We start from the raw sequence: 15,935 nt of genomic DNA on the forward strand, positions 1-15,935 counted from the left end.
ACGGGTTACATAAATTTCTTTCATGCTGTGAGTGCATCGGTTGCGGTTACATAGTCATAGCCTAAATCACGCGCAACCGCTTCATACGTGATCATACCTTTATGCACATTTAAGCCATTTAATAAATGTCCGTCACTTAGCAATGCGAGTTTAATTCCTTTCGTTACTAAACTGATTACGAAGGGCAATGTGGCATTGTTTAATGCAAAGGTAGAAGTTTTAGGAACAGCTCCAGGCATATTCGCAACGCAGTAATGCACGACATTTTCCTCTACGTAGGTTGGCTCTTGATGCGTTGTGGGACGACTTGTTTCAAAGCAACCGCCTTGATCGATCGCCACATCCACCACCACGGATCCAGGACGCATGGCTTTTAGCATCTCGCGGGTTACGAGTTTTGGTGCAGCCGCTCCAGGCACTAACACAGCCCCGATGACTAAATCAGCCGCGGTCACATATTTTTCTGTGGCTTCAACGGTAGCATAAATGGTGTTTAATTTAGATCCGAATTGAAAATCAAGTTCTCGTAAACGTGGCAACGATTTATCAAGTACGGTGACGTGAGCTTCCATTCCCATCGCCATACGCACTGCATTCGTTCCTACTACACCACCACCAATGACCACAACATCTGCTGGCGCAACGCCTGGTACTCCACCGAGCAAAACACCACTTCCACCTTGAGCCATTTCCAAGCAGTGGGCGCCGGCTTGGATAGACATGCGACCAGCCACTTGGGACATGGGCGTTAATAGAGGTAATCCACCATCATTCTGCGTAACCGTTTCATAGGCAATTGCCGTTACCCCTGATTCCTTGAGTAATCGTGTTTGTTGGGGATCGGGGGCTAAATGCAAATAAGTAAAAATAGCTTGATTTTCTCGAAGTTGTTTACATTCCACAGGTTGCGGCTCTTTTACTTTAACAATCAAGTCTGAGCGTGCAAAAATCTCCTCAGCAGAATCTGCAATGTTAGCCCCTGCCCCTTGATATTCTTCATCGGTAATGCCAATGCCTATGCCTGCATTTTTCTCAACTAGAACCTGTCCACCATGCCTTATTACTTCTCGCACACTAGCTGGAACGAGACCCACACGATTTTCTTGAGGCTTTATTTCTTTTGGTACACCTACTAACATAGTCAAACTCCATTAGCGCTGTAACTGTTGAATTAATTCGGGAACGATTTCAAATAAATCACCCACCAAGCCATAGTCTGCAATTTGAAAAATCGGAGCATCTTCATCTTTATTAATGGCCACAATCACTTTGGATTCTTTCATGCCTGCAAGATGCTGCACCGCACCAGAGATACCAATAGCAATATATAAAGCCGGAGCAACCACTTTTCCGGTTTGACCAACCTGGTAATCATTAGGTGCAAATCCTGCATCGACCGCTGCCCTGGAAGCACCAACGGCAGCTCCTAATGCATCGGCCAACGCTTCAATCATTTTAAAATGCTCAGCATTTTGTAATCCACGTCCACCTGATACAACCACCCTTGCACTGCCTAATTCTGGCCGATTCGACTTGCTTAATTCCTGGCTAACAAATTGAGTATTGGTTAACGGAAATACTTTATCGATACGTTCAATACAACATGCTTCTTGCTCCCCTGTTACCGGCTCAAAAGCGGTCGCTCTGACGGTCAGTACCTTTTTCGAATCGAGAACCTTAACTGTTTCAATCGCATTTCCAGCATAAATGGGGTGCTCGAAGGTATCTTCATCAATAATTGCCGTTATATCCGATACTTGGGCAACATTTAATAATGCGGCTACCCGTGGAAGAATATTTTTGCCGAACGTGGATGAGCTAGCCATGATGATCTGAAACGAATCAGCCAACTCGACCAATACTTTACTGACATTTTCTGCTAGTTGGTGCTCGTAAACAGAATCATCCACACGCCAAACCGCTTCCACTCCGTTTAAAGTCGAAGCTTTTTTCGCGACTTCTTCACATTGACTTCCGACGACGAGCAACGTTGGCTTTTTTCCAAGCGTTAATGCTGCTGATACGATATTTTTTGTGGAAGGATGCATTTCCATATTATTATGTTCAACAAGTATTAATACGCTCACAGTCCCTCCCTATCAAAGCACCTTGGCTTCGTGTTTTAATTTGTTGACCAATTCTGAAACAGACTCTACCTTTATTCCACCGCTTCTCATAGGAGGCGCTTTAATACTTAGAACATCCACATGTTGTTTTAAATTCAGATCTAAGTCGTTAAGACTAATTTTGTCAATTGACTTGCGCTTTGCTTTCATAATATTAGGCAAACTCGCGTAGCGAGGTTCATTTAAACGCAAATCTGTACTAATGACTGCCGGCATTGCCACCTTCAAGGTTTCAAGGCCCCCATCGATTTCTCTTGTTACAAGTAATTGATCACCTTCGACTTGAATCTCTGAAGCAAATGTTGCCTGAGGCCAATCTAACAAAGCCGCCAGCATTTGTGGTGTTTGATTGTTATCTCCGTCAATCGATTGTTTACCCAATAAAATAAGTTGGGGCTGTATATCCCTTACCATTTTTTCGAGAATTTTAGCGATATTTAAGCTTTCAAGCGCTTTTTCGGTGTGAACATGAAAGGCTCTATCTGCCCCTAATGCTAACCCGTGGCGCAATGTTTCCTGAGACGCATCAGGACCAATCGATACTAAAATCACCTCAGAGGCTACCCCTTTCTCGCGTAATCTTAACGCTTCTTCGATGGCTATTTCATCAAAGGGATTCATCGACATCTTTACATTGTGCGTTTCTACCCCTTTTCTATCAGGCTTTATTCTTATTTTTACATAAGGATCGATTACCCGCTTTACTGCAATCAATATTTTCATAGTTCCTCACTGGAAATATCGGTTAATTTTGATTTTGCCAGAGATGAACGCAAAAAGGAAATCGTCGTCCGCAGCGTTTGCGGCGACCCTACACTCAAAAACCACACTGGCCTGATTTGCTCACAGAACATCTCTTGAGAGAATAGACCTTGACCGAGCATGATTCACAAGGTGAAAATAACTAGAGTTCTTTAGCGTTTTGTAAGAATTGGCAAAAAGCCTCCCCTATTTCAGGGTGACGCTTTCCAAAAGCAACCATGGCTTGCAAATAACCAAGTTTTGATCCACAGTCATAACGCTTGCCATCAAATTGATACGCTTTTACGGATTCTTGTTTTAACAATTGCTGAATACCATCGGTTAATTGAATTTCACCACGACCGTCAAGGGTTGTTTGCTTTAAACAAGAAAAAATAGTCGGTGTGAAAATATACCGGCCAACGGACGCTAAGTTAGAGGGAGCAGATTCTCTCTGGGGCTTTTCTACCATGGCACTAATATCAGAAAAATGAGCATGGTCATCCGTAACACGGACTACTCCATACTGATGAACTTCGGCCCATGGCACAGGTTGCACCGCCAATACAGAACGTTTAGCAGTATTAAAATAATCCACCATGGCGCCTAGACAAGAATGATTTGCATCGTCGATCAAATCATCCGCCAACAATACTGCAAATGGTTCTTCACCCACCACGTGTTCTGCACAGAGCACCGCATGCCCAAGACCTAGTGGTTGATGTTGTCGAACGTACGTAAATTGGATACCTGGTGGAGAAATATTTCGGACTAAATCCAGTAAGCCCTCTTTTCTCTGTTCCTGTAATCTCGATTCTAATTCAAAATTATTATCAAAATGATCTTCAATGGCCCTCTTACTCGAGCTGGTGATAAAAATCATATGATGGATACCTGCTCGAACGGCCTCTTCTACGGCATATTGAATGAGGGGTTTATCTACGATGGGTAACATTTCCTTGGGATTTGCTTTCGTTGCAGGAAGAAACCTAGAGCCCAATCCAGCTACAGGGAAAACGGCTTTTTTTACGTTCATAAACTAAAATCCTTCTCAATGCCCACGGGGGGTCTTCCAACGGAATAATACAACGCAATTCCCGATTGAATCACTTCTGATAATGGAAAACAATTGCGCCCATCAATTAAAGGCGTCTTCTTTAGAGTGTGCGCCAGATTTTGAAGGGGATAGGATTTAAATTCATCCCATTCCGTTGCAATAACCAATCCATCAAGGGAATTGGTTTGAATCGCTTCTTGTGCACTTCTACACCAGGTAATCGTATCATGTTCGGGTAGAATTTTTTTAGCCGCACTCATCGCTACTGGGTCATACAATCTTAAATTTACCCCGGCATTTAATAAAGCGTTTATGATCACTAAACTACTCGCTTCCCGCATATCATCCGTACCAGGTTTGAACGATAGCCCCCAGATTGCGATCGTTCGGTTAGTCAAATCATGATTATAGTGCTGTAATAATTTATTATATACCCAGTTTTTTTGATGGTTATTAGCAGCATCAATGGCTTCTATTAAAGGGGCATTAATTCCTTTTGCAAGCGCGGTATGTTTTAAAGCGCGGATGTCTTTAGGAAAACAAGATCCGCCATATCCAATCCCTGCTTGAATAAAGTACGGTCCAATGCGATGATCAAACCCCATTCCTTCACGCACTTCTTCAATATCTGCGCCCGATTCTTCCGCAATTAAACTGATCTGATTCATAAAACTGATTTTGCAAGCTAACATAGCATTCGCCGCATATTTGGTTAATTCAGCCGATTGACGAGTCATGCTTACTAATGGAACACCCTTTGCAATAAGGGGTTTATAAATAGCTTTGAGAGGCTCTAGTGCCTGTTGTTCACCACCCAGTATAATCCTATCAGCGTTTAAAAAATCATAAACAGCAGATCCTTCTCGTAAGAACTCAGGATTAGAAGCCACGTCAATTATAAAGTTACTGGCTCTCGTTTGCTGTATGTTTCTAATAAGCGCGCTTAGTTTATCGCCAGTTCCGACAGGAACGGTTGATTTTGTTACCACTAAGGTATCTTTTTCGGTTTGATTAGCAATCTGTTGAGCAATCACAAGAACTTGTGATAAATCCGCATCTCCGTTAGACAAACTCGGCGTGCCAGTAGCGATGAAATGGACTTGCCCAAATTCAATAGCATAGAATACATCCGAAGAAAAAGTTAGTCGGCCCGATTCGAGTTCTTCGTGTAATAGTTCTGGCAATTGCTCTTCAAAGATTGGGCACGTTCCGTGCTTTAAGAGATTGATTTTTGACTCATCAATATCAATGCAGAGAACTTTATGTCCCATATGCGCAAAACAGACAGCGGAAACCAGACCGACATAGCCTGCTCCATATACGGAAATGTTCATGTTTTTCTCAAAAAATAAATGTGAGCATTATCGATAAATTTTGTGGAAATGACAAATTTAGTTTATCCCCGTGATCGTTCAAAAGACATGTTTTTAGGCGCCTTTATTGTTTGTCCTGTCGCATTTTAAAAAGCGAGTAACGGCTCATTCCCTTGCGAGTTTTTTAAAATGCGGCAGTGCGAAAAGCATAAATCACGCATTTTGAACGATCACGGGTATAGGTATCTCTATAGAGAGTCTTTAACTTACTGTGGCTTGCATCTCATATAAAGCTACCGTGCAAAAATCTCTCACTACTTAATTCTTACCTATGATAATATCCTATACTGTTTAATGAACCCTCATATCGAGTTTTATTTAAATGAATATTAGTTTTTTTGATTTATTTTCCATTGGTATTGGACCTTCCAGCTCCCACACCGTGGGACCTATGTATGCCGCAAATGAATTTTTAAAACTCCTTGTTGATAGAGGACAGTTTGATCAAGTTGCGCGCGTTAAAGTCGAGCTTTACGGCTCACTCGCTCTAACCGGCAAAGGGCACGGTACCGATAAAGCGATATTGAACGGACTGGAAGGTAAAGATCCGGAATCCGTTGACCCAGAAAGCATGGTTCCCAGGATGACAGAAATTATTTCCAATAAAGAACTGCTACTGGCTGGCAAAAAAATTATTTCTTTTCAGGAAAAAGATTTTATTTTATATCAAAAAGAAGTGCTTCCGAAACATAGCAATGGCATGAAATTTACTGCGTTTGATGCAAATAATCATTATTTATTAAGCCAAATCTATTATTCCATTGGTGGTGGTTTTATTACGACGGATGAAGCATTTGATCAATTAGAAGCGGATGACATTCAATTACCCTACCCCTTTGATACAGCGAAACAACTACTTGATTTGTGTAAAACGAATGGTTTGACCATTACTGAATTAATGTTTGCCAATGAAAAAAGCTGGCGTGATGAAGAGGCTATTTATTCAGGGATTTTAGAGATAGCCAGGGTTATGTGCGAATGCATTGACAATGGCTGTCATCATCCAGGCGAACTTCCAGGTGGCCTTAATCTTAAACGCCGAGCGCCTGATCTCTATAACAAATTAAATACGCAAAATGGCATTCCTAGCGCTTATGAGCGTTCTGATATTATGAATCGGCTGAATTTATACGCCATGGCTGTAAATGAAGAAAATGCCGCGGGGGGGCGAATTGTTACCGCCCCAACCAATGGGGCAGCGGGAATAATTCCTGCCGTTTTTAAATACTGTCAAGACGCTCATGGTAAATTAGATAAAGAGGATGTCTATACCTATTTCTTAACTGCCGCTGCCATTGGTATTTTATATAAAAAAGGAGCTTCCATATCCGGTGCTGAAGTGGGATGTCAAGGTGAAGTTGGCGTGGCGTCATCTATGGCAGCCGCAGGACTTACCGCCGTCTTGGGCGGCAGCATCGATCAGATCGAAAATGCTGCCGAGATTGCCATGGAACATCATCTTGGAATGACTTGTGATCCTGTATTAGGACTTGTCCAAATCCCATGCATTGAGCGCAACGCCATGGGTTCAGTAAAAGCCGTGAATGCCTCTCGCATGGCGTTAATAGGCGATGGTCAACATAAAATTTCTTTAGATAAAGTCATCAAAACCATGAAACAAACCGGGTTGGATATGCAAAGTATTTATAAGGAAACATCGACGGGTGGTCTCGCGGTCAATTTCACGGAATGCTAGATTTTCGCCCAGGATGAGATTCTTTAATGAGAAATAATACCAAAATTAAGCTTAAGAAATAACAACATGGCATAACCAACAGTGCTTTTTGATAGCTGCTAACGGTATACGTTGTAATACCATTTACAATGTCATAATCACCGAATCGGTGCAAAAACACACCAACCAGGGGCTGAAAGATGGCCCCGCCAATTAATACCGAAAGATTGTTAAATCCAGACGCCGTTCCAACTAAATGATTGGGATTATTGTCTTTAACTACGGCAAAACTAACCGTTTGACCGCCAGCGCCTAAGCCCAAAACAAACAAGACCAAATACATCCAGCTCATTTCAACACCAGGAACATAAAGTAGAACGCAAGTAGCCAAGAAACCGAAAAAAGCGCTTAATCCCAATGCTAAGCGTCGACTGTAGAACCGATCGCTTAACCAGCCTAATACTGGGCTGCCTATTCCTATGCCAAGCCAGATCATACTGCACATACCAGAAGCTTCAACAACACCGATTTGATATTTTTCTTCAAGATAAGGAACGCCCCAAAGTGCCGCAAACACCGCTATGGGAGTCCATATCGTAAAGGCATACGCCCCTGTTTTCCACGTATAAGCGTGTTTACAGACCGCCACTAATCGCTGCCATTCATCGCGAAACCGGTGCAATGGCTTTTCTTGAGTGGGATGATTTGGATAATCGCGGATAAAAGTCCAGAGAAAAATAGCGAGGATAAGTCCCATAATCGCTAAAATAAAGCTGGCCTCGCGCCAACCAAGCGCTTCTGTCATTGCCGCCAGCGGCATTTCTCCAAACATAGCACCCACTGAACTCATCGCCTGTGCAATGCCAGCGAGTATTGCAAAATATTGGGGGGGAAACCAACGAGAGAGCAACACCAATACACCAATAAATGAAAACGCTGAACCAATTCCAATTAAAAATCGCCCCATGGCTGCGGTAAATACACTGTCCGTGGAAGCAAAAAAGAATGAACCAATTGCACAAAGCACTAAAGCAAAGGTCATTAATTTACGCGGACCGTAGCGATCAAACAAAACACCGGCTGGCAATTGCATTGGGGCATAAGCATAAAAATAAAAAGCCGAGATAATGCCAAATCCTTCAGCACTGACTTTAAACGTTTTCATCATCGGATCGGCCATGACGCTGGGCGCTACTTGCAAGATAAATTCATACATGTAAAAAGAAGCTGCCAGAAAGAAAATAAAGTAAGCTTTCAAGAGACTATGTTCTGATGATTTTGATGGATATGTACTCAAAGCAATACCAGCGTTATAAAATACACATTAGACCCAAGCTAAATTCTTTTGTCAAGGCGTTCATTTTTAATCCATGATTCAGCTCTTATTTAAGATTAAACTTAGGCTGATTTTTCACTCGTTCGTGTTTGCCACCGGACATTTTTTTAGGTGGCTAGAGGTTGATGCAATCCAGTAGTTCTAGCTGAAATTGCTAAATTACAAGATTTTCGCTATCGCTCAACTATAATAAATTGCGCCCAAGATGGCGGGTTTTTGGGCACCTGTAATCGTACACATATCGACCGGCGTTTTTGTCATTGTTTTCTTAGCGAGCCAAGCAAACATCATAGCTTCAATATAATTAGGATCAACCCCGATGACCTCTGTGCTGCTTACGTTTGCCGCAGTAAGCTTCGCTGCTATTTCACTTAAAAGCTTAGTATTTTGCGCACCACCACCACAAACATACACCTTTTTAGGTTTGAAAGAGCTTTTCTCAATTGCATCGCATATTGTATTCGCGGTTAAGGCAAGTAAAGTCGCCTGCACATCTTCGAGTTTATAATGTTCTTCAAGATAATGCGTTAGCCAGTCAGAAGAAAAATATTCTTTACCAATGCTTTTAGGGATCGGTTTATGAAAATAAGGATCTTGTAAAAAATGATCCAGCAATGCGTGATTTACAATCCCTGTAGAAGCCCAATCTCCATTCGCGTCGTATGGGCGATGAAGATGCTTTTTAGTCCAATAATCCATTAAGCAGTTTCCAGGTCCAGTATCAAATCCGCGACTGGCCTGGCCTTTGTGTAAAAACGTCACGTTTGCGATCCCGCCAATGTTTACAACAGCAACAGGGTCTTCTGATAGAGTCTCGAATAAAGCTTGGTGATAAACTGGCGCAAAGGGCGCACCAATTCCACCAAGTGCTAAGTCACGCGTTCTAAAATCTGCAACCACGGTGATCCCTGTCTTCACAGCGATTGTGTGGGCGCATCCTAATTGCAATGTATAAGGTATCGTTGTCGTCACATCATGAGCAATGGTTTGCCCATGACTACCAATGGCCCGAATATGGTTAAAGGAAATTTGAGACTGCAATAAAAGTTCATTTACAGCGTCTGCAAAATCATGTCCGATTAAGGTATTTAATTGAGGGATAATGCCTAGAGAGTATTTTTTTTGAGTTAAAACTTCATTTAATAATTCTAAGGTTTGAGCGCAATAAGAAGTTGTAATGCCTGCAATTAATCGATTGCTATCAACATCAACGAGTGCTGCGTCAATACCATCCATGCTTGTTCCAGACATTAACCCAATATACAAATTCACAATTTAAACCCCAGAAATTAACTATATTCCGGCTTTAGCATTCCTTTGAATGCATTATAACGCGCCTGTACCCATGATTCAAAAGAATCTTCACGCGTGAATCTTGCTTTATCATCTTCTTTCCATCCTTCAATTAATGTCATCAGTGGTCTGGATAATAAACTGACAGATGATTTGAGAAAAAAACAAACACCTACCAATAACATAGCCCCGGAAAATAACAAACATTGAATGGCTTTGTTGCTATGGTTCTCTCCGTCTTTTTGCTTTATTCCAGCGTTAATGGCTAACAGCTGTATACTTTCCCAAAAAGCTAACGCAAGAGACGTTAAAGAAATGGATATCCCTAACAGTGAGACCGCGGTTGCCCCAACAATCTCATCGAAATAATCATACCGATCATAAATCGGTTCTAACATAGTTAATCGCTTTAATACCTCCTGGCTAATTTTTGATAATGCAGTATTAACGTCTCCTTGAGAGAGATCATTTTCAATATCATTCATTGTTTCGGTTAAATCCTCCAGTAAGCAATTAATATGATCATAATAATTTTGGAAAGTATTTTTTGTACGGCTTGGTTTTTTTTGTTTTTTAAAAATGGTATACACTGAAATTTCCTTAATAACACTTAAACAGGTTCTTAAAATATTTAATATGGTATGATGTAGTTGATTTTAAACAAATAAATTCGCCAGACATGCCAAAAAGTCGCGAGCAAGCTAATTGGGGTAAGTATATCTGTAAATAAAACAGGGCCGACATTCCCAGACTTGTAATTACCCATCTTGATCATTTCACGAAGATGACCCCAAGCTACTCCGAATGAGAAAATTGAAAAAGAAACCACAATGCCCGGAGCAAAAACAGGATAAAAATAAGCCAGCACACCGCCGACTCCAAATCCCAAATCGGCATAGCCTGCCTCATGTTGGAAAGGCGAAGGCTTCCAACCCATTTCTCTGGCTGTTTTGCGCGTTTTGTAACAATAATAAAACCATTCTATGATGCTCAAAATCCCAACCGAAAATAACAATAAACAAGATAATAAAGCTGCGAAATAAGTAGGAAATAAAGGAGATACCAAATAAGCGTATATAAACGAGGTGGCGAAAAGCACCGGAGCGAGAAAATTCATGATCAAACCCTTAATAGTTATGAAAAATTTTTGTTACTTTACTTAAATTTATCTTAAATAAATAGTGGGGTTTGGCCGCGTCCCAAGTTTTAAAAAGCAACCAGTATTAATTTTTCCTTGTCAAAGTCGCTTCCTATACTCATTCCACCTGAAGATACTGGTTTTTTCGCGACTTGATTTTTGTGTCAGCGATTTGTTCAAAAGCGAAGTAATTGCGAGCTTTTGAACAAATCGCTGGCGTAAAAAGCGATAGCGAAAATCCAGTACCTTCAGGTGGAATGGGTATATATTGCTCTAATGCGTGTGACAAAAACAAAAAATGCCTTATTAGAAAGGCATTAATGGGCGTAAACGGTAGGAGTGCATGAATAATGATTCGATATTTACTCAAATAACTATTACGATGGCGGCTTTTTTTATTTTACAGGATCAATTTCTTCATATTCTATTAACTTCATATGTAACAGAGGGTATGGTTTACCCTGCCCATCTAATGGTGAACGAGCAATAACTTTAAACCCCATTTTTTCATAAAATCGCCTTGCTTTAGGATTTTCCTCGTTAACATCCACTTCGTCAACATTCATTTCTTTGATAGCAAATTTACACAACAAAGAACCCACCCCCTGCCCTTGATACTCAAGAGAAATAAAAAGCATTTCAATTTTATTACTGGCGACACCTATAAAACCAATCCACTTACTGTCTTTATTTTTAATACCTTTAAGAGTAACTTTGTCGAAATATTGATTCAAAATCAGTGGTTTTAATTCTTTTATATCGTTTTCTTTTAAAAAATCATGCGTTGCCCTAACTGATTTCTCCCATAACTCAATAAGCTCATGCTGGTCTGACTTGGTTATATCGATAATTTTTTCTATCATGCTAGTCTCTATAATATAGCGAACGTTATGCTGCATTTAAGTCTAAATTTTGTTCATGAGTTGTTACTTGTGAATACACTACGTGTACTTATTGCCATTTTCGTTCAGTAAGTCCACGACTTACACCCTGTAACGAACTTTGATTTGTGACTAGAATATACGAAATAATTTTAGGGATAAATTGACAGTGTCGCTCTTCCCTATTCTATCATTCAACAACCCATCGTTTTTAAGACTTGCCACATTTTGAGAAATCTCTTCCAAATGCTCGCTCTCTTTTCATCATGACTTGCTTATGGGCTTTGATAAACTATGCTTGTGAGGCCAGACAGGGATTGTTAAATACGGACTATTTTGAGTCAGAGATGAATCAAGCCGCAAGGAACGCGGCATAATCCTCCGATGTTTAATTAAATTTTTGACTTTTCACTCTTTCTAATTACAGGCGCTTCCTAAAGCTATTTCTCTTATCGAGTCCATGGGTTTAAGTTTTAAATAAACCTTAATGTTTGTAAATCAAAAAATTTGATGGCTAAAATTAATGTTTTAGTTTCTAGTTTTTAACCATTCTGAAATGCCTTTCATGCTTTCATTAATGGTATTAATGGCTTGTTCATAAAGAGATTCAAGAAGTTCGTGTTGATTCGTTTTCCAGTAGCGCTCAAGATATTGACAGGCTATCTTCATTTTTATAGCCCCAACGTAAACGGCACCGCCTTTAATTTTGTGGGCAAGCCTTTGGGTTTTATCCCAGTCGCCTGCATCGTGCGCGTCAATCATTTCTTTTAAATCTTGGGGTAAGGATTGCTCGACCATGAGTTTTAATACATTAGCCAGCATTTCTTCAGAACCTATGATTTTTATACCATCTTCAATATCCAATGTCGGCAAGACAGATAGGTCGAAGAGTTCATCCAGATTGTCTGGCAAATCTGCGACATAAAGTTGGGCTTCTTTGTTCTCTTTTTCTAGAGATTCTTGTTGTGAGTTGCCTGATCCTGGAGCTTTTTTTAATTTTGAGTGTCCAAACTGATAAATGAGTTTTTCAACCAGACCTGCTTTAAGAGGTTTTTCTTTTAAATCCAACAGGCCGGATTGTTTTGCTTTTGCAACATCTTCTTGAGTCGCATGAGCTGAAAGGCCAATGATGGGCGTGACAGGCAACTTTTTTTCTTGTTCGTAATGATGTATTTTTTTCGCTAAATCAAAGCCTGAGAAATCCGGCAGTCCAATATCGGTTATAATAAAATCAAAACGGTGACTTTGGGCTAGCTCATAGGCTTTCGTTGATGTTTCCGCCTGCATGACGCGACAGCCGGTTTTGGTTAACACATCAGCGGCAATTTTGCGCGCGATGAAATTATCTTCGACTAAAAGCACAAAGGCATCTTCATTGTCAGGGGTGATTTCAATGTGGATATAAGATTCTTTTTGAGGTAGGGCAGTTTCTAGTTCAGCACCACTTATCTTCGTGGCAGAGGCTTTCTTCATTGGAATAGTTAAGGCGATGGTGGTGCCTTTTCCTTCTTGGCTTTCGATGTCAACACGTCCATGAAGTTTCTCAAGATAATCGCGTACGATGTACAAGCCAATCCCATAGCCATCAAAATTACCTTCATAAGAGAAAGTTGAGCGATAAAACTGATCAAAGACTTTATGGATGTCTTCTTCAGGGATGCCAATGCCAGTATCGATGACTTTAAAGCAGAGTTTGATGTCATCTTCATGTGTGTCTACTAAATTCACTTGGATAGTAATACGCCCGTTGTGAGTGAATTTAATGGCATTGGATAAGATATTTAATAAAATCCGATACACTTTTTCTTTGTCAGAAAAGACAACATCGGGCACATTAGGCCCCACATCAAGTTTAAAATCAATGTCTTTGAGTTCAAGAGAGGGAAGCTCTAGCTCAAAGAGGTTATTTAACATTTCTTTGATGCTAAACGATTTCAGATTGAGTTTTTTCTTACCTAATGACTTAGTTGAGACCAGTTCTAACACAGCGTTTAAAAGCGATAGCAATTGCTCGCCGCTGATGTTAAGCATGTGGGCGTATTCTTTGATAGTTTCATCGGGGGCTTCATCTTCTAAGATGCTAGATATCCCAATGATGCCCGATAGTGGCGTTCTAATATCATGACTCATATTAGCGATAAATTCGCTTTTGGCTTTATTGGCAGCTTCGGCTTGTTCTTTTGCTTTGGCGAGGTTTAGCTCTAGCATTTTTAAATCATTTATATCAAGTGATACGCCTAGTAGCCCAATAACTTCACCATTTCCGTCTGTTAAAGGTACTTTGTGTGAAAGGTAAATTCTATACCCATTTGCCATTTGGGCTTTTTCTTCCTGAATCATTGGTTTGCCAGTTTGTATAACTAAGTTGTTTACCCGATTAAGATCTTCTGCTTGATCTTTCCACGGCATGTCAAAATTGGATTTTCCAACAATTTCACGTCGGTCATTGAGATTAGCTAACTTTGCTTGTTGATCGTTACAGCCAAGAAATTCATTCTTGGTATTCATCCAATAAATATTTCCAGGAATTTTAGCAATTAAATCCTCATAAAAATCTTTAATTTTTTCAGGCTTTGAATTTTCGCCTAAAGACTTAATCTTTAATTGTAAACGACTAATTTCTTCATCTCGTTGCCGAATTATATTGAGAAGATCGAATTTTTTTTTTGATTTCATCAATAAACCTTTTTATGAAAATTAATATTGATTATAGCTAATAAATAATAAGGATTTACTCACAACGACATCATGGTTGCTTATGTTTGTTTATTGACGCTCGTGGGCAATTAAATTACAATTTGATTTCTTTTTTATTATCTGATTCACAAGGATACGGCATGGTTAAAATAAAAGGCTCAAAGAATGGTGGCATTGTTACGGCCCACTTCGATGGGAAATCAAAGTCCTTGTATCCTTCTCTCAAAAATACCAAGGCTTTGGTGCTTTTGAGTATCACTGGCAATGAATTTTGCGCCGGCGAATATCTTAAAGCTATTGTAGAAAAAGCATGCTTGACTCATGAATTTACAACTTTTTTAATTGCCGATGAAGTGTTTTGGCATAATCTTCGTGTGGATTTTTCATCCAGAGAGGAAGAGGAGCTTAGAAAGCAAGCTTCTGAACTTGGACAAGCTTATTTTGAAGAAAATTTATCAAGCTTTTTAAGTCCTCTTGGCATTTCTCCAGCTCAGTTTGATGAACAAGAACTAAAGCAATTTCCTTTGGATAAAATGATTTGCCTCAATAAGCTTGCCAAAGAAAAAAGTAATTTTGAGGTTGTTAATTGGAGTAGTTGGTTAAATAAATCCAAGAAATTTTTATTAAAACAGGATGAAATTCAATCGTTTTTTTTCACTGAAGATACCTTAATGGACAGTGTAGAAGATACTGCTTCAAATTTTGCTAGAAGACACGCAACGGAAACAAGTACGAAAGATTTACTACTCAAACGGTCAAAAGGCTATCTAATAGAAGAAACACCAGGAGTAATATGGGTTGCAGCTTCTCTTGGTTATAACTTTATTATATATCCAGGTGAGATGATTAAGCCATTCAAGAAAGCAAAAGACTTCTTTGTTAAGAGCCAATCAAAACAAAATGAAATTGAATCCCTAAGTATCCATTCTAAAAAGCCAGAATTACTAGTCAATTGGTTAGAAGTTAGCTTTAAAAGAACACATAATACATCATCAAAAAATAACAATATAAACCATCTAAACAATAACATTAATAAACCCACCAACCAGATTGATGGCGACTTGTTAGCCATAATGAAAGGGGTCACTGAAGGAATTTTTAGTCAATCTATGGGGAATGATGAAAAAATTGAGTGCTTGTCAAAAATAATTTTGAATATTTCTAAGCAAACCTAAAAGCGCTCGTTTCGCAATCATTTGAACTATAACTTTCTATTAAATTAGCAACGCTTTCTTGAGGTGCTTTTTGCTGTGTTTTTAAGGTAATAAGCGCCAAAAAAATCAATACTTAACGAAAAACTACCCTCACACCTGATGATGCCCGAAAAATCTATTTAAAAGAATCGGTCAATATTATTTTACTCCGTTATCAGAATCACCGCTGCGATAGTGACCTAAGGATTTTAAACGCAATACCCAAAGCATGATACCCGTTCGTCCGAGTTGCATGGCTTCCCTCTGCCATTCCTTGTTTTTGGTCTTCACAGGAGGAAACAATTCGCTCCACCCATCTCATCAACACCAATTCAATGCACTTCGGTTTAAACAACGATAACACGCGAGCAATTGTACTCTTTGACGGAAATCCTTTTTTGTTTTTCTTAAACTTGGGACAGCTG

The 15,935-nt window shown here is 39.8% G+C and carries 13 protein-coding genes; 2 read left to right on the forward strand and 11 right to left on the reverse strand.

Features of this window, described 5'->3' with window-relative positions:
* Positions 1 to 20: 20 nt before the first annotated feature.
* The 5 genes from ald to E1O47_RS02975 form a co-directional block, all read right to left on the reverse strand.
* On the reverse strand, positions 21 to 1,139 hold the full coding sequence (gene ald / locus E1O47_RS02955) for an alanine dehydrogenase (protein ID WP_133129781.1): 1,119 nt from the start codon (positions 1,137 to 1,139) through the stop codon (positions 21 to 23).
* 12 nt (positions 1,140 to 1,151) lie between these two features.
* Positions 1,152 to 2,087, reverse strand: coding sequence for an electron transfer flavoprotein subunit alpha/FixB family protein (locus E1O47_RS02960; protein ID WP_133129782.1), 936 nt, complete (start codon positions 2,085 to 2,087; stop codon positions 1,152 to 1,154).
* A gap of 12 nt (positions 2,088 to 2,099) precedes the next feature.
* Positions 2,100 to 2,849 (reverse strand): electron transfer flavoprotein subunit beta/FixA family protein, encoded by a 750-nt coding sequence (locus E1O47_RS02965; RefSeq protein ID WP_133129783.1) that lies wholly within the window; start codon positions 2,847 to 2,849, stop codon positions 2,100 to 2,102.
* A 181-nt stretch (positions 2,850 to 3,030) separates the two neighbouring features.
* Positions 3,031 to 3,903, reverse strand: coding sequence for a UTP--glucose-1-phosphate uridylyltransferase GalU (gene galU, locus E1O47_RS02970; protein ID WP_133129784.1), 873 nt, complete (start codon positions 3,901 to 3,903; stop codon positions 3,031 to 3,033).
* Entirely contained in the window at positions 3,900 to 5,258 is a 1,359-nt protein-coding gene (locus E1O47_RS02975) for a UDP-glucose dehydrogenase family protein (RefSeq protein WP_133129785.1), read from the reverse strand. Before E1O47_RS02975 ends, galU begins: the two co-directional genes overlap by 4 nt.
* 361 nt (positions 5,259 to 5,619) lie before the next feature.
* On the opposite strand from E1O47_RS02975, the gene E1O47_RS02980 reads away from it, so the two are divergent.
* Positions 5,620 to 6,993: an L-serine ammonia-lyase gene (locus E1O47_RS02980; RefSeq protein ID WP_133129786.1), complete on the forward strand. Its 1,374-nt coding sequence runs from the start codon at positions 5,620 to 5,622 to the stop codon at positions 6,991 to 6,993.
* Here the strand turns inward: E1O47_RS02980 and E1O47_RS02985 are convergent.
* From E1O47_RS02985 to E1O47_RS03010, 6 genes are all read right to left on the reverse strand, one after another.
* A complete protein-coding gene (locus tag E1O47_RS02985) occupies positions 6,980 to 8,269 on the reverse strand; it encodes an MFS transporter (RefSeq protein WP_278025358.1) in 1,290 nt (429 codons plus the stop codon). The genes E1O47_RS02980 and E1O47_RS02985 overlap by 14 nt on opposite strands.
* A 219-nt stretch (positions 8,270 to 8,488) precedes the next feature.
* Positions 8,489 to 9,580 carry an anhydro-N-acetylmuramic acid kinase gene (locus tag E1O47_RS02990; RefSeq protein ID WP_133129787.1) on the reverse strand — a complete coding sequence of 364 codons (1,092 nt, stop codon included), beginning with the start codon at positions 9,578 to 9,580 and terminating at the stop codon, positions 8,489 to 8,491.
* Positions 9,581 to 9,597: 17 nt separating this feature from the next.
* A complete protein-coding gene (locus tag E1O47_RS02995; protein WP_133129788.1) occupies positions 9,598 to 10,191 on the reverse strand; it encodes a hypothetical protein in 594 nt (197 codons plus the stop codon).
* A 41-nt stretch (positions 10,192 to 10,232) separates the two neighbouring features.
* Positions 10,233 to 10,718 carry a DUF6790 family protein gene (locus E1O47_RS03000; RefSeq protein WP_133129789.1) on the reverse strand — a complete coding sequence of 162 codons (486 nt, stop codon included), beginning with the start codon at positions 10,716 to 10,718 and terminating at the stop codon, positions 10,233 to 10,235.
* Between the two features lie 416 nt (positions 10,719 to 11,134).
* Entirely contained in the window at positions 11,135 to 11,602 is a 468-nt protein-coding gene (locus tag E1O47_RS03005; RefSeq protein WP_133129790.1) for a GNAT family N-acetyltransferase, read from the reverse strand.
* A 546-nt stretch (positions 11,603 to 12,148) separates the two neighbouring features.
* On the reverse strand, positions 12,149 to 14,296 hold the full coding sequence (locus E1O47_RS03010; protein WP_133129791.1) for a PAS domain-containing hybrid sensor histidine kinase/response regulator: 2,148 nt from the start codon (positions 14,294 to 14,296) through the stop codon (positions 12,149 to 12,151).
* 161 nt (positions 14,297 to 14,457) lie between these two features.
* Here E1O47_RS03010 and E1O47_RS03015 point away from each other — a divergent pair, with 161 nt between their 5' ends.
* Positions 14,458 to 15,492: a hypothetical protein gene (locus E1O47_RS03015; RefSeq protein ID WP_133129792.1), complete on the forward strand. Its 1,035-nt coding sequence runs from the start codon at positions 14,458 to 14,460 to the stop codon at positions 15,490 to 15,492.
* The last annotated feature ends 443 nt before the right edge of the window (positions 15,493 to 15,935 follow it).

The sequence above is a fragment of the Legionella yabuuchiae genome (assembly GCF_900640115.1).
In the GTDB taxonomy this organism is placed as follows: Bacteria; Pseudomonadota; Gammaproteobacteria; order Legionellales; family Legionellaceae; genus Legionella_A; species Legionella_A yabuuchiae.

What these genes read in the sequence shown, in the direction of transcription:
- E1O47_RS03010 (WP_133129791.1), bottom strand. Translation starts at nt 14,296, where the DNA reads ATGAAATCAAAAAAAAAATTCGATCTTCTCAATATAATTCGGCAACGA.
- E1O47_RS03005 (WP_133129790.1), bottom strand. Translation starts at nt 11,602, where the DNA reads ATGATAGAAAAAATTATCGATATAACCAAGTCAGACCAGCATGAGCTT.
- ald (WP_133129781.1), bottom strand. Translation starts at nt 1,139, where the DNA reads ATGTTAGTAGGTGTACCAAAAGAAATAAAGCCTCAAGAAAATCGTGTG.
- galU (WP_133129784.1), bottom strand. Translation starts at nt 3,903, where the DNA reads ATGAACGTAAAAAAAGCCGTTTTCCCTGTAGCTGGATTGGGCTCTAGG.
- E1O47_RS02975 (WP_133129785.1), bottom strand. Translation starts at nt 5,258, where the DNA reads ATGAACATTTCCGTATATGGAGCAGGCTATGTCGGTCTGGTTTCCGCT.
- E1O47_RS02980 (WP_133129786.1), top strand. Translation starts at nt 5,620, where the DNA reads ATGAATATTAGTTTTTTTGATTTATTTTCCATTGGTATTGGACCTTCC.
- E1O47_RS03015 (WP_133129792.1), top strand. Translation starts at nt 14,458, where the DNA reads ATGGTTAAAATAAAAGGCTCAAAGAATGGTGGCATTGTTACGGCCCAC.
- E1O47_RS03000 (WP_133129789.1), bottom strand. Translation starts at nt 10,718, where the DNA reads ATGAATTTTCTCGCTCCGGTGCTTTTCGCCACCTCGTTTATATACGCT.
- E1O47_RS02965 (WP_133129783.1), bottom strand. Translation starts at nt 2,849, where the DNA reads ATGAAAATATTGATTGCAGTAAAGCGGGTAATCGATCCTTATGTAAAA.